Origin of the sequence: Streptomyces sp. PU-14G, assembly GCF_041028275.1 — a bacterium.
Lineage (GTDB): Bacteria > Actinomycetota > Actinomycetes > Streptomycetales > Streptomycetaceae > Streptomyces.
This window is the reverse complement of sequence record NZ_JASKYT010000003.1, coordinates 30274-55159: the sequence shown is the minus strand read 5'-3', so window position 1 is coordinate 55159 and position 24886 is coordinate 30274. Positions and strand designations below refer to the sequence as shown.

General features: G+C 71.7%; 17 protein-coding genes. 12 read left to right on the top strand and 5 right to left on the bottom strand.

Features of this window, described 5'->3' with window-relative positions:
- Positions 1-168 precede the first annotated feature (168 nt).
- On the top strand, positions 169-876 hold the full coding sequence (locus tag AB8Z75_RS00915; RefSeq protein WP_369199368.1) for a class III extradiol dioxygenase subunit B-like domain-containing protein: 708 nt from the start codon (positions 169-171) through the stop codon (positions 874-876).
- Positions 877-1064: 188 nt separating this feature from the next.
- Here AB8Z75_RS00915 and AB8Z75_RS00910 read toward each other — a convergent pair whose 3' ends face one another.
- Positions 1065-1412, bottom strand: a complete 348-nt coding sequence (locus AB8Z75_RS00910) for an antitoxin (protein ID WP_369199367.1) — start codon at positions 1410-1412, stop codon at positions 1065-1067.
- Between the two features lie 45 nt (positions 1413-1457).
- Positions 1458-1865, bottom strand: coding sequence for a hypothetical protein (locus AB8Z75_RS00905; RefSeq protein ID WP_369199366.1), 408 nt, complete (start codon positions 1863-1865; stop codon positions 1458-1460).
- Positions 1866-2097: 232 nt separating this feature from the next.
- Between AB8Z75_RS00905 and miaA the strand changes: the two genes are divergently transcribed.
- From miaA to hflX, 6 genes are all read left to right on the top strand, one after another.
- The gene (miaA, locus tag AB8Z75_RS00900; protein WP_369199365.1) at positions 2098-3045 is read left to right on the top strand and encodes a tRNA (adenosine(37)-N6)-dimethylallyltransferase MiaA; all 948 of its coding nucleotides are present in this window, start codon (positions 2098-2100) and stop codon (positions 3043-3045) included.
- Between the two features lie 108 nt (positions 3046-3153).
- A complete protein-coding gene (locus AB8Z75_RS00895) occupies positions 3154-3771 on the top strand; it encodes a hypothetical protein (RefSeq protein WP_369199384.1) in 618 nt (205 codons plus the stop codon).
- Positions 3772-4075: 304 nt separating this feature from the next.
- Positions 4076-4984, top strand: coding sequence for a diaminopimelate epimerase (dapF, locus tag AB8Z75_RS00890; RefSeq protein ID WP_369199364.1), 909 nt, complete (start codon positions 4076-4078; stop codon positions 4982-4984).
- A 169-nt stretch (positions 4985-5153) separates the two neighbouring features.
- On the top strand, positions 5154-7808 hold the full coding sequence (locus AB8Z75_RS00885) for a bifunctional (p)ppGpp synthetase/guanosine-3',5'-bis(diphosphate) 3'-pyrophosphohydrolase (protein WP_369199363.1): 2655 nt from the start codon (positions 5154-5156) through the stop codon (positions 7806-7808).
- A 257-nt stretch (positions 7809-8065) separates the two neighbouring features.
- Positions 8066-9664, top strand: coding sequence for a M1 family metallopeptidase (locus AB8Z75_RS00880; RefSeq protein ID WP_369199362.1), 1599 nt, complete (start codon positions 8066-8068; stop codon positions 9662-9664).
- A gap of 286 nt (positions 9665-9950) precedes the next feature.
- Entirely contained in the window at positions 9951-11450 is a 1500-nt protein-coding gene (gene hflX, locus AB8Z75_RS00875) for a GTPase HflX (RefSeq protein WP_369199361.1), read from the top strand.
- A gap of 163 nt (positions 11451-11613) precedes the next feature.
- Here the strand turns inward: hflX and AB8Z75_RS00870 are convergent, their stop codons facing one another.
- Both AB8Z75_RS00870 and AB8Z75_RS00865 read right to left on the bottom strand, forming a co-directional pair.
- The gene (locus AB8Z75_RS00870; protein WP_369199360.1) at positions 11614-12828 is read right to left on the bottom strand and encodes a serine protease; all 1215 of its coding nucleotides are present in this window, start codon (positions 12826-12828) and stop codon (positions 11614-11616) included.
- Between the two features lie 155 nt (positions 12829-12983).
- The gene (locus AB8Z75_RS00865) at positions 12984-14207 is read right to left on the bottom strand and encodes a serine protease (protein WP_369199359.1); all 1224 of its coding nucleotides are present in this window, start codon (positions 14205-14207) and stop codon (positions 12984-12986) included.
- Positions 14208-14798: 591 nt separating this feature from the next.
- Between AB8Z75_RS00865 and AB8Z75_RS00860 the strand changes: the two genes are divergently transcribed.
- The 4 genes from AB8Z75_RS00860 to AB8Z75_RS00845 all read left to right on the top strand — a co-directional run bounded on the left by AB8Z75_RS00860 (position 14799) and on the right by AB8Z75_RS00845 (position 22175).
- A complete protein-coding gene (locus AB8Z75_RS00860; RefSeq protein WP_369199383.1) occupies positions 14799-16868 on the top strand; it encodes an IucA/IucC family protein in 2070 nt (689 codons plus the stop codon).
- A gap of 370 nt (positions 16869-17238) precedes the next feature.
- Positions 17239-17916 carry a GNAT family N-acetyltransferase gene (locus AB8Z75_RS00855; RefSeq protein ID WP_369199382.1) on the top strand — a complete coding sequence of 226 codons (678 nt, stop codon included), beginning with the start codon at positions 17239-17241 and terminating at the stop codon, positions 17914-17916.
- A gap of 307 nt (positions 17917-18223) precedes the next feature.
- Positions 18224-19990, top strand: a complete 1767-nt coding sequence (locus tag AB8Z75_RS00850) for an IucA/IucC family siderophore biosynthesis protein (protein WP_369199381.1) — start codon at positions 18224-18226, stop codon at positions 19988-19990.
- Between the two features lie 202 nt (positions 19991-20192).
- Positions 20193-22175, top strand: a complete 1983-nt coding sequence (locus AB8Z75_RS00845; RefSeq protein ID WP_369199358.1) for an ATP-dependent DNA helicase — start codon at positions 20193-20195, stop codon at positions 22173-22175.
- 393 nt (positions 22176-22568) lie between these two features.
- Here the strand turns inward: AB8Z75_RS00845 and lexA are convergent, their stop codons facing one another.
- Positions 22569-23366: a transcriptional repressor LexA gene (gene lexA, locus AB8Z75_RS00840; protein ID WP_114019438.1), complete on the bottom strand. Its 798-nt coding sequence runs from the start codon at positions 23364-23366 to the stop codon at positions 22569-22571.
- A gap of 861 nt (positions 23367-24227) precedes the next feature.
- On the opposite strand from lexA, the gene nrdR reads away from it, so the two are divergent.
- Entirely contained in the window at positions 24228-24860 is a 633-nt protein-coding gene (nrdR, locus tag AB8Z75_RS00835; RefSeq protein ID WP_369199357.1) for a transcriptional regulator NrdR, read from the top strand.
- Positions 24861-24886: the final 26 nt, after the last annotated feature.

Here is a 24886-nt window from a genome sequence, read left to right as displayed (position 1 = left end):
TGGGCTGAACCGTGGGCCTCTTGGCCTGAACCGTGGGCCCTGGCAGGCGAGATGGTCCGCGTGGCGCGCTGCCGGGCCGTCACCCGCTCACGGGGTTCCCGCACGTGCGGGTGAGTTACGGCCCGGGCTGGGTGGGAAGTGGTGTGCGGGGCACTTAAGCTGCGCGCCATGCTTGTCGCCGCAGCAGTATGCCCCTGCCCCCCGCTTCTCGTACCCGAGATCGCGGGCGGTGCCGCCGCCGAGATGGACGCCGCCCGCGCCGCCTGCTACGACGCCATCGGTGTCCTGGCGGCTGCCCGCCCCGACCAGCTCCACGTGATCGGCCCCGCCGAACAGCCCGGCCGGGGCCCGCACCCCCAGGGTGCCCGCGGCTCGTTCGCCGGGTTCGGCGTCCCCCTCGAAGTGAGCCTGGGCAAGGGGGAGCCCGCCCGGCGTGACCTTCCCCCCTCCCTCGCGGTCGGCGCCTGGCTGCTGGACCGTACGGACTGGACGAGCTGTCCCGTCGAAGGGCTCGGCGTCGGTGAACCCCTGGCGCGCGCCCGCTGCCAGGAGACGGGCCGGGAACTGGCGGCGAGCGCGGACCGTGTCGCTCTCCTCGTCATGGGCGACGGCAGCAACTGCCGCACGCTGAAGGCCCCCGGCTACTTCGACGAGCGCGCCGCCGCATTCGACGCCGAGGCCGCACGGGCCCTGGGCGCCGCCGACACCACGGCGCTGCTCGCCCTGGACGAGGAGCTGGCCTACGACCTCGGAGCAGCCGGACGCTCCTCCTGGCAGACACTCGCCGGTGCCGCACAGGGAGCCGGGCTGGCCGGACGGCTCCTGTACGACGAGGCGCCCTACGGGGTGGGGTATCTCGTCGCCAGCTGGTCGTGATCGACCGCATACCCTGCGCGGCCGGACACCCCATACCCGCCGCGACGCCCGGAAACGGCCGCTACACAGCGCGGCCGGGGGTGCTGTTCACACCCCCGGCCGCGCTGCTGTCGTCACGCTGCGGAAGTCCGTGAGGCCGCTGCGAGGTGCCGACGGGCCGGCATCTCCCGGGACGTCGGAAGGCGGGTTCAGCGGCCTGTGCCGCCGGAGCCGCTGCCGCCGCCGCCCGTCGGGCCGGACCCACTGCCGCCGCCGGTCGGGCCGGATCCGCTGCCGCCGCCGGTCGGGCCGGATCCGCTGCCGCCGCCCGTCGGACCGCCTCCCGAGCTGCCCTGGCCGCCCTGACCGCCCTGGCCGCGCCCTTCGTCGGCCAGCCGCTGTGCGGCGTCCTTGGCCTTCTTGGTGCCGCTGCTGATCTGGCTGCTGTACTTGCCCTTGGTCCTGGAGTCGGCGGCCTTCGCCGCCTTGTCCAGGCCCTGCTGGACCTTGTCGCCATGCTGGCCCAGCATGCCCTTGACCTTGTCCATGAAGCCCATCGCGGTCACCTTCCTGCCATGCCGTGCGGGCGGGGGCCGCACGGTCTACTTGCGGGCGTTGTCCCCGGTCTCGCTGTCGGCGGCCTCGTCGGCGGACTGCTGCTTGGGGATGCCGACGGCCCCCTCGCTCTTCTCGACCCTAGCCGCCGTCCGGCCCTCCCGGGCGTCCGCGGAACCGTCACCACTCGCCTCGGAGCTCTCGGGGGCCGGAGAAGCGGCGTGAGCCGCGCTCTCCTCGGGCGGGCTCTCACGGGAGGCCTCGCCCTCCGCAGCCTGCCGGGTTTCGGCGGCCACCGCGTCCTGTCCCGTCGGCTCGGTCCCGCTCTGCCCGGTCTCCTGCGCTCCACGCTGAGCGAAGGAGACCGCCCCGGTTTCCTCCGCGGGGGTGGCCTCGGGAGTGTCCTGTGTTGACTTGGTGGACGAACGACGGAGAATCTTCGCAAACACGCCCATATCTACTCCAGACCATACTCGTGTGGGCGAAATCCCGCGCCTCGCGGAGCGTCCCATTGCGTCGCCCCAGGGCACCGGTGCGGAAACCGGCTGTCGGAACCTCGCAACGGGCAACGACCCCGAAGGTGCCGCGTCACGTCGCTCGTTCGAGAAGCCGCGACCGGGTTTGCGAGACTTGACGGGTGAACGCCCAAGCCGCCACCCCGCCCACCTCGCCGGTTCCCCCGCGTTGATGACCTCGCCGGTTCCCCCGCAGGACACCCCGCCCGTCGTCGCCGTCGTGGGGCCCACCGCAGCCGGTAAGTCCGACCTGGGGGTCTTCCTCGCCCAGGAGCTGGGTGGCGAGGTCATCAACGCCGACTCGATGCAGCTGTACCGAGGGATGGACATCGGCACCGCGAAGCTGACCCTGCCGGAACGGAAGGGCGTACCGCACCACCTGCTCGACATCTGGGAGGTCACCGAGGCAGCGAGCGTCGCCGAGTACCAGCGGCTGGCCCGCGCCGAGATCGATCGGCTGCACGCCCGGGGGCGGGTGCCCGTGCTGGTCGGCGGTTCGGGCCTGTACGTCCGCGGTGCGCTCGACGCGATGGAGTTCCCCGGCACCGACCCCGGGGTGCGTGCCAGGCTGGAAGCGGAACTGGCCGAGCGGGGCTCCGGCGAGCTCCATGCCCGCCTGGCCGCGGCCGACCCGGAGGCGGCCCGGGTGATCCTGCCCGGCAACGGCCGTCGCATCGTCCGCGCCCTGGAGGTCATCGAGATCACCGGGCGACCGTTCACGGCGAATCTGCCGAGCCATGAGTCCGTCTACGAGACCGTTCAGATAGGCGTCGACGTCGCCAGGCCGGAGCTGGACGAGAGGATCGCCCGCCGCGTGGACCTGATGTGGGAGGCCGGGCTGGTCGACGAGGTGCGGGAGCTGGAGAAGCGGGGGCTGCGGGAGGGGCGCACGGCCCCCCGCGCCCTCGGGTACCAGCAGGTGCTCGCGGCCCTCGCGGGCGAGTACTCCCTCGAGGAGGCGCGCGAGGTCACGGTTCGCGCCACCAAGCGCTTCGCGCGCCGCCAGGATTCCTGGTTTCGCCGCGATCCACGGGTGAACTGGCTCAGTGGTGCGGCGGCCGACAGGCGGGAACTGGCGGGTGCGGCGCTGGCGTTGCTGACGCGCGCGGTTACAGCCTGATCACGTGATGGCATCGGGAAGCCCTGCGCAACCGTCCCGTTACCGCAGGCGTGCCATCATCGTCCATCGTTGGGAACCATAAAACCGGAGTTGGGAGGGCGTGTGGCAATGGAGGCCGGCCCTCGCGACAACTCCTCAGCGGCGGACGCCGGGCCTTCCGCCGACAGCGAGCCGTTCGCTGACACCCCGCAGCCCGGGAGAGAACCGCAGGCAGCCCCCGAGCAGTCGTCCGGACCCGGCACACCGGCCGGTCCTCTCCAGGGGGGCGGCGCCGGCCCCGACCGGGACGCCGGCCCCGACGCCGATCAGGACGACACCGCCGTTGCGGACAGTGTTGCCGACCCGGCGCGTGAGGTGCCCGGGGAGGACCCCGCCGGCCCGCCGGTCGAGCCACACGAACTGCGGCCGCAGCGCAAGCTGCGCCTGTGGCAGCTCGCCCCCATCGTGGTCCTCGGCGCTCTCGGCTCGCTGATGTTCGCGTTCCCGCTGGCTTTCGAGCCGGGCGGCAACTCGGGCGCCGTGGTCTCCATGCTGGGGTTCTTGCTGTGCGGCTGTGCGGCGGGCTGGGGCGTGATGGCGGCCCGCAGGGTGGGGCACACCTGGCCTGGACTCCCGGCGCGCGGCTCGGGCAGACGTCCCGACTGGCGGGTGGTCCTGTGCTACGCGGTGGTGCTGTGCACCCTCGTGGTACTCGCCGTCTGGCGGATCGACCGCCTCCGCCACTGACCGGGCACAGCCGGCCGGTCCGTCGCTGCCTCCGGCATAGCCCGCCTGCCCGCTCTTGCCTCCGGCCCAGACCGCCGGTCCGTCGCTGCCTCCGGCCCAGCCCGCTGCCTGGTCCGACCAGCCTGGCAGACGGCCCGTTCCGACCAGGCCGTCAGGCCGCCTGACCTGCTCAGCTCGCCGGCTCGGCCTCAGCCCGGCGACTCGGCCTCAGCCCGGCGGCTCGGCCTCAGCTCGCCGGCTCGGCCTCGGCCCGGCGGCTCGGCCCGTTCCGCGTTCCGGCCCCGCCTCCCGTACGATCGGCGGTGTGACCAGCGCACCAGGCGTGCCGTTCCTCAAGGGCCACGGCACCGAGAACGACTTCGTGATCATTCCGGACCCGGACGGCGTGCTCGACCTGTCCCCGCAAGCGGTGGCACGGCTGTGCGACCGCAGGGCGGGCATCGGTGCCGACGGCGTGCTGCGCGTCGTCCGCGCGGCGGCGCACCCGGAGGCCAGGTCCATGGCCGAGGACGCCGAGTGGTTCATGGACTACCGCAACAGCGACGGTTCCGTGGCCGAGATGTGCGGCAACGGCGCCAGGGTCTTCGCCCGCTACCTGGAACGTGCGGGGCTGGCCGAGCCCGGTGACGTCGCCATCGCGACCCGCGCCGGTGTGCGCCGGGTCCACATCGCCAAGAACGGCGGCGACATCACGATCGGCATGGGCACCGCCGAGCTGCCCGACGCCCGGAACGGAGCGGACGCCGACGCCCAGTACGGAGCGGACGGCGAGATCACCGTGCACGCCGCCGGGCACACCTGGCCGGCGCGCAAGGTCGGCATGGGCAACCCGCACGCGGTCGCCTTCGTGGCGGACCTGACGGACGCGGGCCGACTGCTGGACGCCCCCGAGGTGTCGCCGGCGACCGCCTACCCGGACGGCGTCAACGTCGAGTTCGTCGTGGCCAAGGGCCCGCGCCACGTCGCGCTCCGAGTGCACGAGCGAGGCGCGGGGGAGACGCGCTCCTGCGGCACCGGTGCCTGTGCCGTGATGGTGGCCGCCGCGCGCAGGGACGGCCTCGACCCGCGCGAGGACGGCGCACCGGTGACGTACGCGGTCGAGGTGCCCGGCGGGCGGCTGGAGATCACCGAGCGGGCCGACGGAGAGATCGAGATGACCGGCCCCGCCGTGATCGTCGCCGAGGGCCGGATCGACCCCGCCCTGCTGTCGTAAGGGTGGCTGCCGCGAGGCAGGGGCGGCGGCACCCGTGCGACGCCGCCGGCGCGGCGTCGCACGATGGGGTGATACGGCTCACCCTGGGCCGGAGTCGGTCAGGGGCGCGTGATGGGGTCGGTAGCATCACAGCCCCGGCCCGGAGGCGCGGCAGGAGCGGGAGGTGCCCATGAGCGCGGTGCGCGGTCTGCGGAAGCTGAGCAGAGTGGCACTGCTGGGCGCCACGCCGAGGGACTCCCTGCCGGATGCCATCGAGCACGTCGCCAAGGTCCACAGGGCTCACCATCCGCGCGCCGATCTGCGGCCCCTGCGCAGGGCGTACGTACTGGCCGAGTCCTCCCACCGCGGGCAGACCCGCAAGAGCGGCGAGCCCTACATCACCCACCCGCTCGCGGTCACCCTCCTGCTCGCGCAGCTCGGTGCGGAGACCACCACTCTGACCGCGTCGCTGCTGCACGACACCGTCGAGGACACCGCGGTCACGCTCGACCAGGTGCGCCGCGAGTTCGGCGATCAGGTGTGCTACCTGGTGGACGGCGTCACCAAGCTGGAGAAGGTCGACTACGGCTCGGCCGCGGAGCCCGAGACGTTCCGCAAGATGCTGCTGGCGACGGGCAACGACGTGCGCGTCATGTCGATCAAACTGGCCGACCGGCTGCACAACATGCGCACGCTCGGTGTCATGCGGCGCGAGAAACAGATCCGCATCGCCAAGGTCACCAGGGACGTCCTCATCCCGCTCGCCGAACGGCTCGGCATCCAGGCACTCAAGAGCGAGCTGGAAGATCTGGTCTTCGCCGTGCTGCGCCCGGAAGAGCACAGCAGCACCCGCGAGTTGATCCGCGAGCACAACGCCCGCCCCGACCCGCTGACCGGACTCGCCGCCCAGGTGCGCCGTACGCTGCGTGACGCAGGGGTCGTCGCACAGGTGCTCATCCGCCCCCGCCACACCGTCTCGGTCCACCGGCTGCGCCGCAAACGCGGCCAGCTCGGAGAGTGCGACTTCGCGCGCCTGCTCGTCCTCGTCGACGAGGACGCGGACTGCTACGCCACCCTCGGCGAGCTGCACACCTGTTTCGCCCCGCTGGTGTCCGAGTTCAAGGACTTCATCGCCGTCCCCAAGTTCAACCTCTACCAGTCGCTGCACACCGCGATCGCCGATGAGGAGGGCCGGGTCGCCGAGGTGCTGGTGCGTACACGGCGCATGCACCAGGTGGCCGAGACCGGAGTCATCGCCCTGGGCGACCCCCACGCGGTCGCCACGGCGGAGGCGGCCCACGAGGGAGCCGAAGGGACGGGCTTCGCAGCCGAGGGGGACGCTACGGGGGAGCGCGTCGATCCGACGCGGCCTGGCTGGCTCTCACGCCTCCTGGAGTGGCAGAGCGACGCCCCCGACCCCAACACCTTCTGGCAGGAACTGCGCGACGAACTGGCGCAGGACCTGGAGATCACCGTCTACTGCGCCGTCCCTGGCACCGAGGGCTTCGGGTCCGGCGCGCTGCCGCTGCCCGCGGGCGCCACCTGCGTCGACGCGGCGTACGCCCGGCTCGGACAGGCCGGTCACCGCTGTATCGGGGCGCGCGTCAACGGACGGCTGACCGCGCTCACCACGGTGCTGCGGGACGGGGACGCGCTCCAGCTCTTCCTGGAGCCCAGCCAGGGCAGCCCGTCGGGGCCGTCTCCGCAATGGCTCGACCACGTACGGACGCCGTCCGCCCGGCTTGCCATCCGCAAGTGGCTGGCGGCCCACGACGAGGACGCGGAGGACGCCGCGGACGAGACGGCCGCCGCGCCCCGTACCGCCGCCCCCGGCCATGCCACCGCCCCCGGTGGCGTGACGCACCCTTCCCGCCTCCGTACGGCTGCCGAGGGGGACGCGCACGCGGCTCCGGATGTGGCCCCGGCCCCGGACCTGGGCCCGGACCCGGACCCGAAGGCGGGTCCGGATGCGGACACGGCCGCGGGGCCGGACGGGCCTGTGGGAACGGGTCCCAGTGGTGCTGGTGGTGGTGCCGGTGCGGACGCGAGTGCGGGGGCGCGTGCGCGGGCGGCCGGGGAGCCGTCACCGTACGCGGGCGCCACCGATGGCCCGGATACCGGTGCCGGCCCCGCTCCGACACCGGACTCCCGCTCCAGCTCCGACCCGGCAGCCACAGCGGCCACGGACCGAGGCGCTGGCACCGAGGCGGGCGCGGCCTCCCGCACGGGCGCCGGCCCCACGTCCGCCGCGGCGACGCGTTGGGCGGGGCCCGCCACAGGCGGCGGAGAGACCCGCCGGGACGCCTCTGCGCCACACCACACCCTGCGGGGCGCGCGCGGGGAGCGATCCGGCAGGCGTGCGGGGCGCCGGGGCGAGCGGTACGCGGAGAACGTTCCCGTGGTGCCGGGACGTCCGGACACCCCGGTACGGCTGGCCCGCTGCTGCACTCCGGTGCCGACCGATGCGGTCACCGGGTTCCCGGTGCGCGGCGGCGCGGTCACCGTCCACCGGGACAGCTGCCAATCGGTGGCGCGGATGGCCTCGGACGGCCGTCTGCCTCTGCCGGTGCGCTGGGAGCAGGGCACCGCCGGGTGCCGGGTGACGCTGCGCGCCGAGGCGTTCGGTCGCCCCCGGCTGCTCGCCGACCTCACGGAGACCATCGCGGTGCACGGGGCGGCCGTCGTCGCGGCCGACGTCGAACCTCCGCGCGAGCAACGGGTACGGCACACCTACACCCTCCAACTCCCTGACGCCGCCGGGCTGCCGGCGCTGATGCGCGCGATGCGGAGTGTGCCTGGCGTCTACGACGTGAGCCGCTCCGCCCGCAGAGCCGTCTCGAACTGACGGGCGCCGCCCGTGCGGACCGTCCGGCGCGTCGGCCCTCAACCGACGGGCGCGTCGGCCACCAACCGACCGGCGTGACGGTGGCGGGCCGAGCGGCACTCGTGACGGAACGAGCGGCACTCCGTGGTGGAACGAGCGGCACTCCGTGGTGGAACGGTGCCGCCGGCCACGCTCGCCCGGGCTTACCTGCGTCCCCTTTCGGGTGGACGCGGGCGAGGAAGATCATTACGGGGGGCGGTCGCTGGTAGCGATGTCGCATGGCCAGTACAGCCCTCACAGTCCGCGCCCGTTCCCGCGCTCTGCCACGCCGCTGCGCGGTGGCCGGTACGGTCACCGCCGCCGCACTCGCCCTCGTCGGCGCGACCCTGCCCGCGCCCCGGCCCGCCGGGATCGGAGACCACCTCTTCCCCCACCTGGGCAACCCCGGCTACGACGTTCGCGCCTACGACATCTCCTTCGACTACAGCGGCGACCACAGCAAGCCGCTCAAGGCCCGCACCCGCATCGACGCGCAGGTCACCACCGGGAGCATGGAGCGGTTCAATCTGGACTTCGCGGGCGGAGAAGTGAGCTCTGTCGAGGTCAACGGCCGCCCCGCCGAGCACGCGCGTGCGGGGGAGGACCTGGTCATCACCCCCAGAGCGCCGTTGCGACGCGGCTCCTGGCTGCACGTCGAAGTGAGGCACACCAGCGATCCGAAAACCAAGAACGGCGGCTGGGTCCGTACCAAGGACGGGCTGGCCATGGCCAACCAGGCCGACGCCGCGCACCGCGTCTTCCCCTCCAACGACCACCCCGCCGACAAGGCGATGTTCACCTTCCACGTGCGCGCCCCGAAGGAACTGACCGTGGTGGCGGGTGGGCTGCCCGCAGGGCGGAAGCGCGTGGGCGACGAGAACGAGGACACCGTCTGGACCTACCGGATGGGGCACCCCATGGCCACCGAACTCGCCCAGGTGTCGATCGGCCGGTCCACCGTCGTGCACGCCACAGGCCCGCACGGACTGCCGCTGCGCCACGTCGTGCCCGTCAAGCAGCGCAAGGCGCTCACCCCGTGGCTGAAGCGGACCTCCGACCAGATCGCCTGGATGGAGCGGAGAGCGGGCCGGTACCCGTTCGAGAACTACGGCGTGCTGGCCGCCGAGGCGCAGACCGGGTTCGAGCTGGAGACCCAGACGCTCTCCCTGTTCGAGAGCGAGCTGCTCGCCAACCCCGCGTACCCGTCCTGGTACAAGGAGTCCCTCATGGTGCACGAGCTGGCGCACCAGTGGTTCGGTGACAGCGTCAGTCCCCGCAGGTGGACCGACCTGTGGCTGAACGAGGGCCATGCCACCTGGTACGAGTGGGCCTACGCGGCCGAACGGGGCGGCTTCACGGTCGAGGAGCGGGCCCGGGCCTCGTACGAGCTGTCCGACTCCTGGCGCAAGCGCTACGGGCCGCCCGCGGCACTGCTGCCCGCCCAGGGGGACGGCAAGATCGACCTGTTCAGCCCGATCGTCTACAACGGTTCGGCTGTCGTCCTCTACGCGCTCCGAGAGCGGATCGGAAAGGACGCCTTCGCCCGTCTGGAGCGCGAGTGGACGCGCCGGTACCGCGACGACAACGCCGACACGGGCGACTTCATCGCGCTGGCCGGCGAGGTCACGGGCGAGGACCAGAGCGCGTTCCTGAAGAAGTGGCTGTACGGGAAGACCACCCCGCCCATGCCGGGCCATCCGGACTGGAAGCAGAAGTCCCCCGAGGAGCAGCAGAAATCTCTCAAGAAGACGCCGGGGGAGAGCAACGGTCCCGTCGCCCCTGTCGCCCCCGTCGACAAGGGCGCCCGGGCGGTCGAGCGTCCCGCGGGTCAGGGGTGACGCGGAAGGACGCGGAAACACACGCCACCTCGCCGCCCGCGGGAGAGCGCCGAGGACACCGTCCGCCCGTCCGAAGGGGTGCCCACGGAGGGACACGGGGGACGCCGTTCGCCGGGGACGTCAAATACGGATGACGTCGTCGCTGCGCCGTGCGACCATCTGGTGACCGCACGGCGCGGCGGCACGGCACGGCCACGGCACAAAGAGCGGGGCCGCCCGGGGAATCTTCCCCGGCGCCAGGGCGTTGTGACGGGTACGGAAATGTCTCTCGACCCTAAGGATCCACTTGACCCTCTCCTCTTCCCTTCCACAGAACGGCCAGCGCATCGCCAGGACGAACCGCCGAGCCGACGCCCTGATGGAAGAGGACGTCGCTCTGAGTCACACGCTCGACGAAAACCGTGACGGTGATCAGTTCGACCGCTCCGAGCGGGCGGCGCTGCGGCGAGTGGCCGGTCTCTCCACCGAGCTGGAGGACGTCACGGAGGTCGAGTACCGGCAGCTCCGCCTGGAGCGCGTGGTGCTGATCGGCGTCTGGACCTCCGGCACGGCGCAGGACGCGGACAACTCCCTCGCGGAGCTGGCGGCGCTGGCCGAGACCGCAGGCGCCCTGGTGCTGGACGGTGTGATCCAGCGGCGGGACAAGCCCGACGCGGCCACGTACATCGGTTCCGGCAAGGCCGAGGAGCTGCGGGACATCGTCCTGGAGACCGGCGCCGACACGGTGGTGTGCGACGGTGAGCTGACTCCGGGCCAGCTCATCCACCTCGAAGACGTCGTCAAGGTCAAGGTCGTCGACCGGACGGCCCTGATCCTCGACATCTTCGCCCAACACGCCAAGTCCCGTGAGGGCAAGGCACAGGTCTCGCTGGCCCAGATGCAGTACATGCTTCCCAGGCTGCGCGGCTGGGGCCAGTCGCTCTCCCGGCAGATGGGTGGCGGTGGCTCCGGCTCGGCGGGTGGCGGTATGGCCACACGTGGCCCGGGTGAAACCAAGATCGAGACGGACCGGCGCCGCATCCGCGAGAAGATGGCCAAGATGCGCCGGGAGATCGCGGACATGAAGACCGGCCGCGACGTGCAGCGGCAGGACCGCAGGCGCAACAAGGTCCCGTCGGTCGCCATCGCCGGCTACACCAACGCGGGCAAGTCCTCCCTCCTCAACCGGCTGACGGGCGCCGGCGTCCTGGTGGAGAACGCGCTGTTCGCCACTCTCGACCCGACCATCCGCAAGGCCGAGACCCCCAGCGGGCGGGCCTACACGCTGGCTGACACGGTCGGCTTCGTGCGTCACCTTCCGCACCACCTGGTGGAGGCCTTCCGTTCCACCATGGAGGAGGTCGGTGACTCGGACCTGATCCTGCACGTGGTGGACGGCTCCCATCCGGTGCCGGAGGAGCAGCTTTCGGCCGTGCGCGAGGTGGTCAGGGACGTCGGTGCGGCGGACGTGCCCGAGATCGTGGTGATCAACAAGGCCGACGCCGCCGACCCGCTCGTCCTGCAGCGGCTCCTTCGCGCCGAGAAGCACGCTCTCGTCGTCTCGGCCCGCACCGGGCAGGGTGTCGACGAACTGCGGGAGCTGATCGACGAGGAGCTGCCGCGTCCCTCCGTGGAGCTGGAGGTGCTGCTGCCCTACACCGAGGGCAAGCTGGTCTCCCGCGTGCACAGTCAGGGTGAGGTCCTCTCGGAGGAGCACACCGAGCACGGCACGCTGCTCAAGGCCCGGGTGCACGAGGAGCTCGCAGCCGAGCTGCGCGCCTTCCAGATGACGGCGGCGGGATCGTGAGGAGCGACCGGCCACGCCCGCTCGCCGGCCAGTCTGCTGATCCGCTCGCCGCGGCGAGCCAGAACGACAGCACGGGCTGACAGCTCGGGACCGACACGCACATGAGGCTGCCCCTCCCGGAACGGGAGGGGCAGCCTCATGTGTGCGGGAAGCGGTGTGCCGCTCAGCCCTTCTGGCTGGCTGCGTCGAAGACGGCCTTGGCCGTCTTCCCCAGGCGCGGACCTGCGAGCCAGGTGGCCGGGTGCGGGCCGATGGAGTTGACCGAGATCAGCTCGGGCTTGCCACCCGCCCCCTCGATCAGCCAGGCGCCGCCCGAGGAGCCGCCCGTCATCGTGCAGCCGATGCGGTAGAGCGCGGGCTGGGACGGGTCGATCGTCAGCGCGCCCGGCTTGTCGGTGCAGGAGTACATCTTCGCGCCGTCGAACGGCGGTGCGGCCGGGTAGCCGTAGTTGCTGACGCCCCGGATACGGGAGGAGGAGGGCGCGTCGAAGTTGGCCTTCACGGCATTGCCGACGGTCTCCTCCAGCGACTTGCCGCTCTTGTTCACCGGCTGGACGCTCAGCACGGCGAAGTCCTGCTGTGAGCCGCCGCCACCGGACTTGGCGCCCTTCTGGATCCAGTAGTTGGTGGTCTGCGCCCACTTGACCCACCACTCGCCGTACGGCGCGACCTCCTGCGGCGGGGCGTTGTTGACCGACGGCATGTCCCGGCCCCGGTCGTTGAAGGCCGGAATGAAGGTGATGTTGCGCAGCCAGCCACCGCTGCGGCCCGAGTGGACGCAGTGCCCGGCGGTCGCCACGAGGTTGGACTTGCCCGGATGGCGCGGGTCCTTCACGACCGTGCCGGAACAGACCATCGGTCCCTCCGGGGTGTCCATGAAGACCTTGCCCGCCGGAGCGGCGTTGCGGGTGTACGGAGTCTTGACGGCCTCCGCCTTGACCGGACGCGGCTCCGCGGTGTTGGCAGCCCCGGACGTGCTCTCGATGTTCTCGGGGACCTTCTTCTCGTTGTCCTCGGCCTTCTTCATGCGGCCCAGGTCCCAGTGCCCCTTGAGGTAGGGGTTGATGAAGTCCTTGGCGTCACGCACCCACTGGTCCTTGTCCCAGTTCTTCCAGGCCCCGTCGCGCCACGAGTCGAGATCCTTGAGAGACGTGGGAAGGTCCTTCGGCAGCTTGTCCGGGATGCCGATCTTCTCCTTCCCGCCGCCGGAGCCACCCGGGTCCTGTGCCGTGTCGGAGGCGGCGGGCTTGGCGTCCGTCTTCTTGCCGGAGTCGTCGTCGCCCGAGCCGCAGGCCGTGGCGGTCAGGGCCAGCGTCGCGGCGAGCGCCGCGGCGGCCAGGACCGGACGCCCGTGTCCTGTTCTGCGTATGCGTGACATGTTTCAAGGTCCCCCTGAAGAGTCGTGCGAGGAGTGCGCGGGATGCGCGGAACCCGCCGAGTCCGCAGATCGCGTGGACTCGGCGGGTTCCGCGCACTCCGCGTTGGTGTTCCCACAACGGGTGGGCCGGTGCACCGCACCGGCCCACGCGTCCGTCAGCCTTCCCGGCTGATCGCGTCGAAGACGCCCTTGGCTTCCTTGCCCAGACGTGCGCCCGCCAGCCAGTCAGCGGTGATCGGGCCGATCGACGTCACCGACAGCAGCCGGGTGCCCGAGGCGTCCAGCCACGGGCCGCCGGACGAGCCGGCCGTCATGGTGCAGCCGATGCGGTACATCGTCGGCTGCGCCGGGTCGATGGTGAGGCGGCTGGGCTTGTCGGCGCAGCGGTACATCTTCGCGCCGTCGAACGGCGGAGCCGCCGGGTAGCCCACGGCCGTCAGGCTCTTGAGGGACTTCACGCGCGGGGTGCTGAACGACGCCTTGAGCGCGCCGCCCGCCTTCTCCTCCAGCGAGGTGCTGTCCGTCTTGTCCTCCGGCTGGACCTGCAAGACGGCGAAGTCCTGCTGGGCGCCCTTGCCGCCGCGCTCCGCACCGTTCTTGATCCAGTGGTCGGTCGTGCGGGCGCGCTTGGCCCACCAGATGCCCTTCGGCGCGACGTCGCTCTTGGACGCGCTCGAAAGCTGCTCGTTCGACAGGCCACCCGGGTTGTAGTCCGGCACGAAGACGACGTTGCGGTACCAGCCCTTGCCCGCGCCGCCGTGGACGCAGTGCCCGGCGGTCGCCACGAGGTTGGACTTGCCCGGGTTCCGCGGGTCCTTGACGACGGCGCCGGAGCAGACCATGGCGCCCTTGGGGGTGTCCATGAAGACCTTGCCGACGGGCAGGTCGTCCTGCGTGTAGGGCGTCTTGACCGCGGCCGCCTTGACCGGGTCAGGCGTCGGGTCGGTGACCCCCTCGTCCTCGCCGGTGCCGTCCTTGCCGCCGCTCTCACCGTTGTCGATGTCGGAGTCGTCGACCTTGCGGTCGTTCCCGTCCGCGTCCTTCATGCGGTCCGGGTCCCACAGGTCATCGATGATCGGGTTGAAGAAGTCCTGGGCCTCCTTCAGCCAGCGGTCCCTGTCCCAGTTCTTCCAGGCACCGTTCTTCCACTTCTTCAGGTCGTCCAGGGAGGTCGGCAGGTCCTTGGGGAGGTCGTCCGGAAGCCCGAGATCCTTCTTGAGGTCCCCGCTGGGCTTCGTCTCGGAAGCGGCGGCACTCGGCTTGTCGTCCGCCTTGTCCTCCTCCGGGCCGCAAGCCGTCGCGGTGACCGCCAGCACGGCGGCGACCGCTGCCGCGGCCAGCGCCGGGCGGCGCCGTGCGGGCCTGGCTATCGATGGCATGGCTGAAACTCCCCCTGAAGTGGATCGTCGTGCCTGTTGACTTGTCATGAACCTAGCCGGGTGGGGCGCCCCCACTATGCCCGGTGCTGTTCGGGACGGGCACACCAGGGTGCGCGGTTCCCCGGCGCGTGCTGCACCGCGCTGCGCCCCGCCGCTGCTTCACGTCGCGCGCCCATCCGGAAAGAGATCTTCAACCCGCCCGTGATCGGGCGCCGTTCGCTTCGTTGTCCCGTACGGGGGACAGTGGCTCGCTGCCCAGCGCGCCCAGTCGACACCAGCTGAGGAGATCCCGTGAACGCGCGCTCCGGAGCCGACGGCCCGAAGGACGCGGCCGGTAAGAGGCCGACCCGCCTGATCGAGCCCATGGTGCCCCCACAGGAGCGTCGTACCGGTCGCCACGAGGGCCTGGCCCCCCGGAGCAACGCCGATCCCTCCGGGCGACAACCGACGACGACCGCCTCGCCCGACGCCGCCTCGCCAGACGCCGTCGCGCCCGGTGCTCTCTCGCCCGGTGCTCACTTGTCCGATGCGGGCTCGGCCGATGCGGGCTCGGCCGGTGCTGGCGCGCCCGGTCCCGCCGCCCCCGATCCGCTGCACCGCCGTGACCCGGGCGGGGCCGCCGACGCGGCAGCGTCGGAGAACCTGCTGCGCTGCTGGGTGCGCGAGACGGGCCTGTCCCGCCCCGGGAACGGGGTCCTGCGCCTCCCGCTGCCGGCCAGCGGCACCGCGCTCCTGGTACCGGTACGGCACTGGTCACCGGCGGGCTGGCACCGGTTCGACCCACCGCACCTCGACGGCGCCCCCGACGCCGCCCCGCTGGACGCCGTCACTCTCGCCGCGCTCCTGGGACGAGAGGCGGCTCATGGGGCGAACCGAACGGAGGCCGGGGGCCTGGACGAGTCCGGCCAGAAAGGAGCGCCCGGGCGGAACGGCGCTCAGGCCGCACAGCGGAACGGCGCTCAGGCCGCACAGGGGCACAGAAACGTCCCTGTGGAGGAGCACGTCCCGGGGCAACAGGGACGTGCCTGTGCCCTTCCGTCGGGAGATACGCCTGCGTCGGGAGGTACCCGCGCACCGGAGGATGAGTCCGCACCGGAGGGTGAGTCCGCGCCGAAGGATCAGTCCGCACCGCGGAATGAGCCCGTGCCGGAGGGCGATTCCGCGCCGGAGGGCGCGTTCGCGTCGAGTGGCGCACCTGTGCTGGAGGGGGCAGCGCTCGTCGGCCGGGTCGCCGACTCCGTCCAGCGCACCGCGCGGTTCCTCGCCGACCGCAGGGCGCGTCCCGCGCCGCCGCCCGGAATCTGCCCGTTCCTCGACGGCGAACAGGCCCTTCTCTTCGGACATCCGCTGCACCCCACACCCAAGAGCCGCGAGGGTCTGTCCGAGACCGAGGAGCGGATGTACTCACCCGAGCTACGTGGCAGCTTCCCGCTGCACTGGATGGCGGCCCACCGCTCCGTGCTCTCCTGTGACTCCGCCTGGACGGACCGGGGCAAGCCCGTCCCGGCCCCCGACCTCGCGCGGCGTCTGAGCGGGCAGGCGCTGGCCGAACGACTCCCGGAGGACTGCGTTCCGCTGCCGTTGCACCCCTGGCAGGCCGGCGAGGTGCGGCGTGACGCCGCTGTCCGGGCACTGTTGGACGCAGGCCTGCTGCACGACCTCGGACAGAGCGGCGCACACTGGTTCCCCACCTCCTCCGTGCGCACCGTCTTCCGACAGGACAGCCCGGCGATGCTCAAACTGTCGCTCGGAGTGCGCATCACCAACTCGCGCCGCGACAACCTCCGCAAGGAACTGCTGCGCGGCATCGAGGTGCACCGGCTTCTCCGCGGCGAACTCGGTGCGGCCTGGCGTGCGGCCCACCCGGGTTTCGACGTCGTGCGGGACCCCGCCTGGCTCGGGGTGGACGTTCCGGGTGACGGACGGGTGCACGGTTTCGACACCGTCATCCGGCACAACCCCTTCGGCGCGGGGGAGGAAGCCGTCTGCCTCGCGGGGCTGACCGCGCCCGTTCCCCGGCCGCACGGTGAGCCGGGCTGCCCGCGTTCGCGGCTCGCCGCACTGGTGACCTCGCTCGCACAGCGCACCGGAAGGTCTCCGGGCGCGGTGGCCACCGAGTGGTTCCTGCGGTATCTCGACGTCGTCGTACGACCCGTCCTCTGGCTGGACGCACACGCGGGGATCGCCCTGGAGGCACACCAGCAGAACACGCTGGTCCTGTTGGACGCACACGGCTGGCCGCGAGGCGGACGCTACCGGGACAACCAGGGCTACTACTTCCGTGTCTCCCACCGCGACGCCCTCACCCGCCGTCTGCCAGGTGCGGAACTGGGGGTGGCCAGTGACACGTTCGTGGCCGACGACGTCACCGACGAACGCTTCGCCTACTACGTGGGCATCAACAACGTCTTCGGTCTCATCGGAGCGTTCGGATCCCAGCAACTGGCCGACGAGCGGTTGCTGCTCGCGGCCTTCCGCCGCTTTCTGGGGCGCGCCGCACGGGACGAGCCCGCCTCAGGGCTGCCGACGCTGCTGCTGGAGTCTCCGGTGCTGCGCTGCAAGGCCAACCTGCTCACCCGGCTGCACGGCCTCGACGAACTGGTCGGTCCCGTCGACTCGCAGTCCGTGTACGTCACCCTCGACAACCCTCTCGTCCCGTGACCCCCTGGCCTATGGCCCTCGCAGAAGAGGAGACGTTGCCATGCCGCACCCCCAGCCGGGCTCCGCACCTCTCGCCGGCACCACCTGTGCCGGCGGTGACCCGGGCGCCGACACCGTCGGCGCGGCGGAGACCGGCTCTCCCAGCAGCGACGAGGACTCAGTCGTCCTGAGCGACCATGATGCCGAGGACACTCTCGACCTCGAACTCCCCCAGGAGTGGCCCGAACTGATCGCCCAGCGCGAGGCCTACGACCGGACGCACGCCCCGTTCCGCGCATCCGTCCGTGAGGGCGGCCACGTGCAGGACCGCGGCCACGTGCAGGACCGCGGCCTCGTGCAGGACCGCGGCCTCGTGCAGGACCGCGGCCACATGCACGACCGCGGCCACGTGCAGGACCGCGGTCACGTGCACGACCACGCTCCGGCCGTGCCACGCGCCGCGAGGACGCGGCGCGCTTCCGGCACCTCGCCGGGGGACGACCTGCTCGACACGCCCGCCGGCTGGCCCGCGGCCGTCACCGGGGCAGGGCGGTTCCAGCTCGTTCCCGTCCGACTCCCGCGGGACCTGCCCCTAGTGTCCGCGTGGATGAATGACCCGACAGTGGCGGCCTTCTGGGAGCTGGCGGGGCCCGAACACGTCACCGAGGCGCACCTGCGCCCCCAGCTGGAGGGTGACGGCCGCAGCGTTCCGTGTCTGGGCGTACTCGACGGTACCCCCATGAGCTACTGGGAGCTCTACCGCGCGGACCTCGACCCGCTCGCCCGCCACTGCCGCACTCGCCCGCACGACACCGGGCTGCACCTGCTCATCGGGGGAGTGGCGCACCGGGGGAGGGGACTTGGCACGGTGCTGCTGCGCACGGTGGCCGATCTCGTCCTGGCGCAGCGTCCCCGCTGCGCACGCGTGCTCGCGGAACCCGACGTACGCAACGTCCCCTCCATCGCCGCCTTTCTCGGCGCGGGCTTCCGGTACAGCGACGAGGTGCAGCTCCCCACCAAGCGCGCGGCCCTGATGGTGCGGGACCGCGCGCTGCGTCACGTGCTCTGAGAGGACGCGTCCGGCTCCTGGACCTCCCTCCAGTGCACGGCGACGGCGCTGTGTGTCCTCCACAGAGCCCTTCCGCGGCGCTGACCCCTCCGAGCCGGACCGAGCGGCGCGAACCCCTTCGCACCCGCCTCCGGCATCCGTTGGCAGCCGCCGCGAGCGGCCCGGCCGTATCCGCGTATCCGCGCATCTCGTCTCCCTCCCACCCCCCACACCACCCTCGCTCATCCGTTCCCGCTCTACTCGTCCTCGCTTCCCTCAAGGAGCAACTCCCGTGTCCCGACAATCCTCTGTCCCCTCTTCCTCGGATGTGACCCCGCTAGCCGTCCCCGCGGGTCTCGACGCTGGGCCCGAACACTGGCACCGTGCCTGTCGACGGCTTCTCGCCAAGATGCTCGCCGAGTTCTCCTACGAGGAGATCCTCCAGCCACGGCCCGCGACCGACGCGCCGCCCGGTTCCTACACCCTCGCGGTGGACGACGACCTGACCGTCCGCTTCCGTGCCCGCAGGGGCGCCTACGGTCACTGGAGTGTCGACCCCGCCTCACTGGAGCCCGAGGTGAGCCCCCTGGGCTTCGTCTCCCGCGCCCGGGACCTGCTTGGACTGACCGGCGAGACCACCAGCCACTACATCCGCGAACTGACCGCCACACTCACCGCCGACGCCGGGCTGCTGGCCTCCGAACTGCCCGCCGCGGAACTGGCCGACCTCGGCTACGCCGAGCTGGAAGGCCACATGACCGGGCACCCCTGGCTGGTCGCCAACAAGGGCCGGATCGGGTTCTCCGCTCCCGACACCGGCCGCTGGGCACCGGAGGCCCGCACCGCCCGGCTCCTCCCGTGGATCGCGGTGCACCGGAGCCTGGCCGCGTACCGGGGCGTCCCCCGGCTGGCCGACGCGCACCGGCTGTACGCACGCGAACTGAGCGGCGAGACGATCGCCGCCTTCCATCAGCGCCTGCGCTCCCGCGATCTGGCACCGGAGGACTACCTGTGCATGCCCGTCCACCCGTGGCAGTGGGACGAAACCATTGCTCCGCTGTTCGCTCCGCAGCTGGCCGCCCAGCAGATCGTCCCGCTCCCCACCGACGGCGACCTGCGGCTGCCCCAGCAGTCGATCCGCACCTTCCTCAACACGAGCAGACCGGACCGGCACACCGTGAAACTGCCGCTCGCCATCCTCAACACACTGGTGTGGCGGGGCCTGCCCACCGAGCGCACGCTCGCCGCGCCGTCCGTCACGGGCTGGGTGCAGGGGCTGTGCGAAAGGGACGCCTTCCTCGCCGAGGAATGCCGGGTGATCCTGCTGGGAGAGGTCGCCTCCGTGGCGGTCGCGCATCCGGTGTACGACGCGCTGGCCCAGGCGCCGTACCAATACCGCGAACTGCTGGGCTGCATCTGGCGCGAGCCCCTCATTCCCAGCCTCGCCCCGGGAGAGCGCGCCAGAACGCTGGCCTCCTTGATCCATGCCGACATGCACGGCCGCTCCCTCACCGCGGAACTGGTCAGCCGTTCCGGTCTGGAACCCCGCGTGTGGCTCACGCATCTGTTCGCCGCGCTGCTGCCCCCGCTGCTGCACTTCCTCTACCGCTACGGCACCGTCTTCTCGCCGCATGGGGAGAACGCGATCGTCGTCTTCGACGAACGGGACGTCCCCGTGCGACTGGCGATCAAGGATTTCGTCGACGACGTCAATGTGAGCGCCGAGCCGGTACCGGAGTTCGACTCCATGCCGACGGAGGTGCGCGAGGTCCTGCTGAGCGAGCCGCCCACATTCCTCACCCAGTTCATCCACTCCGCGCTCTTCGTCGGCGTCTTCCGTTACCTCGCCCCCTTGTGCGAAGCCCAACTCGGCGTGACCGAAGGGGCGTTCTGGTCACTCGTCCGGGCGGAAATCGATCGCTACCAGGAGCGCTTTCCCAAGCTGAAGTCCCGCTTCGAAACCTTCGACCTGCTGACCCCGCGTATCGAGCGGCTCTGCCTCAACCGCAACCGACTGCACACGGACGGCTACCGCGACCGCTCCGAGCGACCGCACGCCGCGGTGTACGGGACGGTGCGCAACCCCCTGCACTGAGCGCGGCCGGCCCCAGGGCGGCGCTCCGGCCCCGCCCGAGGCCGGCGGTCCCGGACCGTGATGCAGGTGGAGGTGGAGGTGGAGGTGGAGGTGGACGGTGCCGTGACGCGCTCTGGCGGTGCCGAAGCGATCGCGGGGACATGGTGTGTGCGCGGTTGGCGCCGAGCGGAGTGTCGGTGGCGCCGCGTAAGGTGTCGGGTCTATGAGCAAGCCCGCCGTCACCGAACTCCTCCAGGCCGCCGTCGATGCCGTGAAGGGCACCGAACGCCCAGGTCAGGCCGCTATGGCCGAGGCCGTCGCCGAGGCTGTCGACGCCGGTCGCCACCTCCTCGTGCAGGCGGGCACCGGCACCGGCAAGTCCCTCGGCTATCTGGTGCCCGCGCTCGCGCACGGAGAACGCGTCGTGGTCGCCACCGCGACGCTCGCACTCCAGCGCCAGCTCGTCGAGCGGGATCTGCCGCGCACTGTCGAGGCGCTGCACCCGCAGCTGCGCCGCCGGCCCGAGTTCGCCATGCTCAAGGGCCGCTCGAACTATCTGTGCCTGCACCGCATGCACGAGGGTGTCCCGCAGGAAGAGGAGGACGGGCTCTTCGACCCGTTCGAGAGCGCGACCCCCACCTCCAAGCTGGGCAAGGATCTGCTGCGGCTGCGCGACTGGTCGGACGAGACGGAGACGGGTGACCGGGACGACCTCAAGCCGGGCGTCTCCGATCGTGCGTGGGCCCAGGTGTCGGTGTCCTCGCGGGAGTGCCTGGGGGCGAGCAAGTGCGCCTACGGCGCCGAGTGCTTCGCGGAGGCGGCTCGCGAGCGTGCCAAGCTCGCCGAGGTGATCGTCACCAACCACGCGCTGCTGGCCATCGACGCCATCGAGGGCGCCCCTGTGCTGCCTGGCCACGAGGTGCTGATCGTCGACGAGGCGCACGAGCTGGTTTCCCGGGTCACAGGTGTGGCCACCGGCGAGCTCACGCCCGGCGCGGTCAACCGTGCGATGCGCCGCGTCGCCAAGCTGGTGGACGAGAAGGCGGCCGACCAGCTCCAGACGGCGGCCGAGACCTTCGAGCGGCTCATGGAGCTGGCGCTTCCCGGGCGGCTGGAGACGGTCCCCGAGGATCTCCAGTACGCGCTGATGGCGCTGCGTGACGCCGGTCGGACGTGCCTGAGCGCACTGGGCAACACGCGGGACAAGTCGGTGCAGGACGAGGACGCGGTCCGCAAACAGGCCAAGGCCTCCGTCGAGAACGTCCACGACGTCGCTGAACGCATTCTGGAGGGGTCGGAGTACGACGTCATCTGGTACGAGCGTCATGAGCGCTACGGAGCGTCGCTACGGGTGGCGCCGCTGTCGGTGTCCGGCCTACTGCGCGAGAAGCTGTTCGCCGACCGGTCCGTCATCCTCACCTCCGCGACGCTCAAGCTGGGTGGGGACTTCAACGGCGTCGGTGCCTCCCTCGGCCTGGCCCCGGAAGGACTCGGGGACGAGGAGGGCGACGCTGCCGCCGAGACGCCCCCGTGGAAGGGCCTGGACGTCGGCTCCCCGTTCGACTACCGCAAGCAGGGCATCCTCTACGTCGCCAAGCACCTGGCCAACCCCGGCCGCGAGCCCCAGCGCACCGACATGCTGGACGAGCTGACGGAGCTGGTCGAGGCGGCGGGCGGCCGCACCCTCGGGCTGTTCTCCTCCATGCGCGCCGCCAGAACAGCCGCCGAGGAGCTGCGCGGACGCCTGGGTCTGCCGATCCTTCTCCAGGGCGAGGAGACGCTGGGAGAGCTCATCCGGCGGTTCGCGGAGGACGCCGAGACCTGTCTGTTCGGCACTTTGTCGCTGTGGCAGGGCGTCGACGTTCCGGGTCCGAACTGCCAGTTGGTGGTCATGGACCGGGTGCCGTTCCCGCGCCCCGACGACCCGCTGATGAGCGCCCGCCAGAAGGCGGTCGAGGAGGCGGGGGGCAACGGCTTCATGGCGGTCGCCGCCACGCACGCTGCGCTGCTCATGGCGCAGGGCGCGGGCCGGCTCGTGCGGGCGACGGGGGACCGGGGCGTCGTCGCGGTCCTCGACCCGCGACTGGAGCGCGCCCGTTACGGGGGGTTCCTGCGCGCCTCCATGCCTGACTTCTGGTACACGACGGACCGCAACCAGGCCCGCCGCTCCCTCGCCGCCATCGACGAGGCAGCGAAACGCGGGTGACCGCGACCGACGAAGGCCGGCTGGGATCGAGGAAGGCCGGCTGGGATCGAGGAAGGCCGACTGCGACCGAGGAAGACCGCGGCCGACGAAGCCGCGGGTGACCGCGACTGACGAGGCGTGACAGGTCCGACCGACCGTGACAGCGGGGGCGGGCGGCACCGGTCGAATGCGGTCGGCAGCGCGGAGCGGTCGGCTCCGGTATCGCAGGAGCGCGGCCGGAGCCGGCCGCGTGGGGCCGACGATGCACGACGGCGGGCCGCCGGTCCGTGCGGAGGAGACCAGCGGCCCGTGAGCCTGCGGCCCGCAGGCCGTCCCGTATCGAGATGTTTCCGTGCAGCGACGCCGCGAGCGCGATGCCGCGTGCCCGACAGCGCCCAAGGCCTGCCAGCGGGCTCAGACCCTCCGGAGTACGGCGACGACCTTGCCGAGGATGGTCGCGTCGTCACCCGGGATCGGCTGGTACGAGGAGTTGTGCGGCAGCAGCCACACGTGCCCGTCCTCGCGCTTGAAGCGTTTGACGGTCGCCTCCCCGTCGAGCATCGCCGCGACGATGTCGCCGTTCTCGGCGACCGGCTGGCGGCGGACGGTGACCCAGTCGCCGTCGCAGATGGCGGCCTCGATCATCGAGTCCCCGATGACCTTCAGGACGAACAGCTCACCGTCACCGACGAGTTGACGCGGCAGCGGGAAGACGTCCTCGACCGACTCCTCCGCGAGAATCGGCCCGCCCGCGGCGATGCGGCCGACGAGCGGGACGTATGAGGCCGACGGCTTGCCCGCGGTGTCGGTCGCGGCCTGCGCCGCGCTGGGCGTGTCCGAGCCGCGCACCTCGTAGGCGCGGGGCCGGTGCGGGTCGCGGCGCAGGAAGCCCTTGCGCTCCAGAGCCATCAGCTGGTGTGCCACCGAGGAGGTGCTGGAGAGCCCGACTGCCTGGCCGATCTCCCGCATGGACGGCGGATAACCGCGTCGCTGGACCGAGTCACGGATCACCTCGATCACCCGGCGCTGCCGGTCGGTGAGTCCCGAACTGTCGGCTCGAATGCCTGGAGGTCGACCGGGAAGCGAGCGCTTGGCAGGTTGTTCTTCCTGGCCCTCCGCGTTCGCGGACTCGTTCACCGGCTGCATTTCGTCCATTGCTTGAGCTGAGCGGTTCTGGGAGGTGATGGTGGCGCTGTCAGCGGTCGTGGTCACGTCGGCCCCTCTCGAGAAGTTCTCCCTAGCCGGACAACGGTAGTTGGTTTCGAAAGGTTGCGCCAAACACACGTTCGAGTGAAATTCCGCAGTTCTCCGGACTCCTTCGGCGCCAGAGGTGTATAAGTCGCGCGTCGCTCGTACCGTCGGGTTTCGCAGACCCTTCCGGAATCCGTGCGCGCCTTTCTCTCCCGTCTTTCCGTGCTCCGGACTTCCGTGCGAGGCGGTGGCTCACGGAACCGCGTGAGTCCCCGGCTCCCCGCCGCTGCCCGCCTGCCGGCTGTCCGGTTCCTCCGGCTGCCCGGCGTCCGACTGTCCGACGGCCGACTCTACGGCGCCCGACTGGACGACGGCTTCGCGTATGGCGGCCGTATGTCGGGACGCCGGACGGCGCAGGGGCAGCGCTGTGCCCTGTCGCCGCTAGTCGCTCTCTGTAACTATTTGCTGTCGATGTGACCGTCCGAGGCGCCGTCCGGGCGCTGGGTTGCGCCCTTGATCGGTCGACGCCGCCCTGTCACAGGCCGACGCCGCACGGCGCGATCCGCAGCCGTGCCGCCGAGGTGCCGCCGACGTTCCCCACAGTCTCGCAGGCGTGCCCCGGGGCCTGCCCGCCGCCCTGCCTCACGTAGGCTCGTGGCCCGCGCCGAGGGCGACACGCGTGTGAGTCACCTTCCGCCAGCGGCTACCAGATCTAGTGGTTTGATGAGCGCACGCCACCACAAGTTGTGGTCCCCGGGTGCTCACGCCGGGAGGCTTGGCCTATGCTGGTGGCCCGTCGAGGGGCCCCTGTGACGGGGGTGCCCAGGCGTGTTCTGTCATGCACGGTAAGGGGTTCGCCAGGGCCCTGGGAGGGTGGAAACGATGCGCTGTCCCTTCTGCCGGCATCCCGACAGTCGCGTGGTCGACAGTCGTACGGCCGACGACGGTGCGGCCATCAGGCGGCGTCGCCAGTGTCCCCACTGCTCCCGGCGCTTCACCACCGTGGAGAACGCATCACTCACGGTAATCAAGCGGAGCGGTGTCACCGAGCCGTTCAGCAGGGACAAGGTGATCGCCGGCGTCCGTAAGGCCTGCCAAGGCCGCCCTGTCACCGAGGACGCCCTCGCCCAGTTGGGGCAGAAGGTCGAGGAGGCCGTCCGGGCCACCGGGAGCGCGGAGCTGTCCACGCACGACGTCGGACTGGCCATACTCGGTCCCCTCCAGGACCTCGACTTGGTCGCCTACCTGCGCTTCGCCTCCGTCTACAAGGCCTTCGAGTCGCTGGAGGACTTCGAGGCGGCCATAGTCGACCTGCGTGAGGCGCACCCATCCGCTCCCGTCCCCGGGTCCCGGTCGAACGACGGGCCCCCGGCCGACCACGGCGAGCAGGCCGAGGGGGCCGATGGTGCCGGTGGGGCCGGTGGTGCCGGCGAGGTGACAGGCGAGCAGCCCGGCGGGGACGGAGCTGGGGCCCGCGGGGCCGACGGCACCCCCGCGTCAGCCGCCGCCGACTGAGCGGCGCCCCCGGCACCGCCCGTGTG

Coding starts and splice junctions, on each gene's coding strand:
- AB8Z75_RS00870 (WP_369199360.1), bottom strand. CDS start 12,828: ATGTCACGCATACGCAGAACAGGACACGGGCGTCCGGTCCTGGCCGCC.
- AB8Z75_RS00895 (WP_369199384.1), top strand. CDS start 3,154: ATGGAGGCCGGCCCTCGCGACAACTCCTCAGCGGCGGACGCCGGGCCT.
- nrdR (WP_369199357.1), top strand. CDS start 24,228: ATGCGCTGTCCCTTCTGCCGGCATCCCGACAGTCGCGTGGTCGACAGT.
- AB8Z75_RS00905 (WP_369199366.1), bottom strand. CDS start 1,865: ATGGGCGTGTTTGCGAAGATTCTCCGTCGTTCGTCCACCAAGTCAACA.
- AB8Z75_RS00885 (WP_369199363.1), top strand. CDS start 5,154: ATGAGCGCGGTGCGCGGTCTGCGGAAGCTGAGCAGAGTGGCACTGCTG.
- AB8Z75_RS00910 (WP_369199367.1), bottom strand. CDS start 1,412: ATGGGCTTCATGGACAAGGTCAAGGGCATGCTGGGCCAGCATGGCGAC.
- AB8Z75_RS00865 (WP_369199359.1), bottom strand. CDS start 14,207: ATGCCATCGATAGCCAGGCCCGCACGGCGCCGCCCGGCGCTGGCCGCG.
- miaA (WP_369199365.1), top strand. CDS start 2,098: ATGACCTCGCCGGTTCCCCCGCAGGACACCCCGCCCGTCGTCGCCGTC.
- AB8Z75_RS00880 (WP_369199362.1), top strand. CDS start 8,066: ATGGCCAGTACAGCCCTCACAGTCCGCGCCCGTTCCCGCGCTCTGCCA.
- AB8Z75_RS00855 (WP_369199382.1), top strand. CDS start 17,239: ATGCACGACCGCGGCCACGTGCAGGACCGCGGTCACGTGCACGACCAC.
- AB8Z75_RS00845 (WP_369199358.1), top strand. CDS start 20,193: ATGAGCAAGCCCGCCGTCACCGAACTCCTCCAGGCCGCCGTCGATGCC.
- AB8Z75_RS00915 (WP_369199368.1), top strand. CDS start 169: ATGCTTGTCGCCGCAGCAGTATGCCCCTGCCCCCCGCTTCTCGTACCC.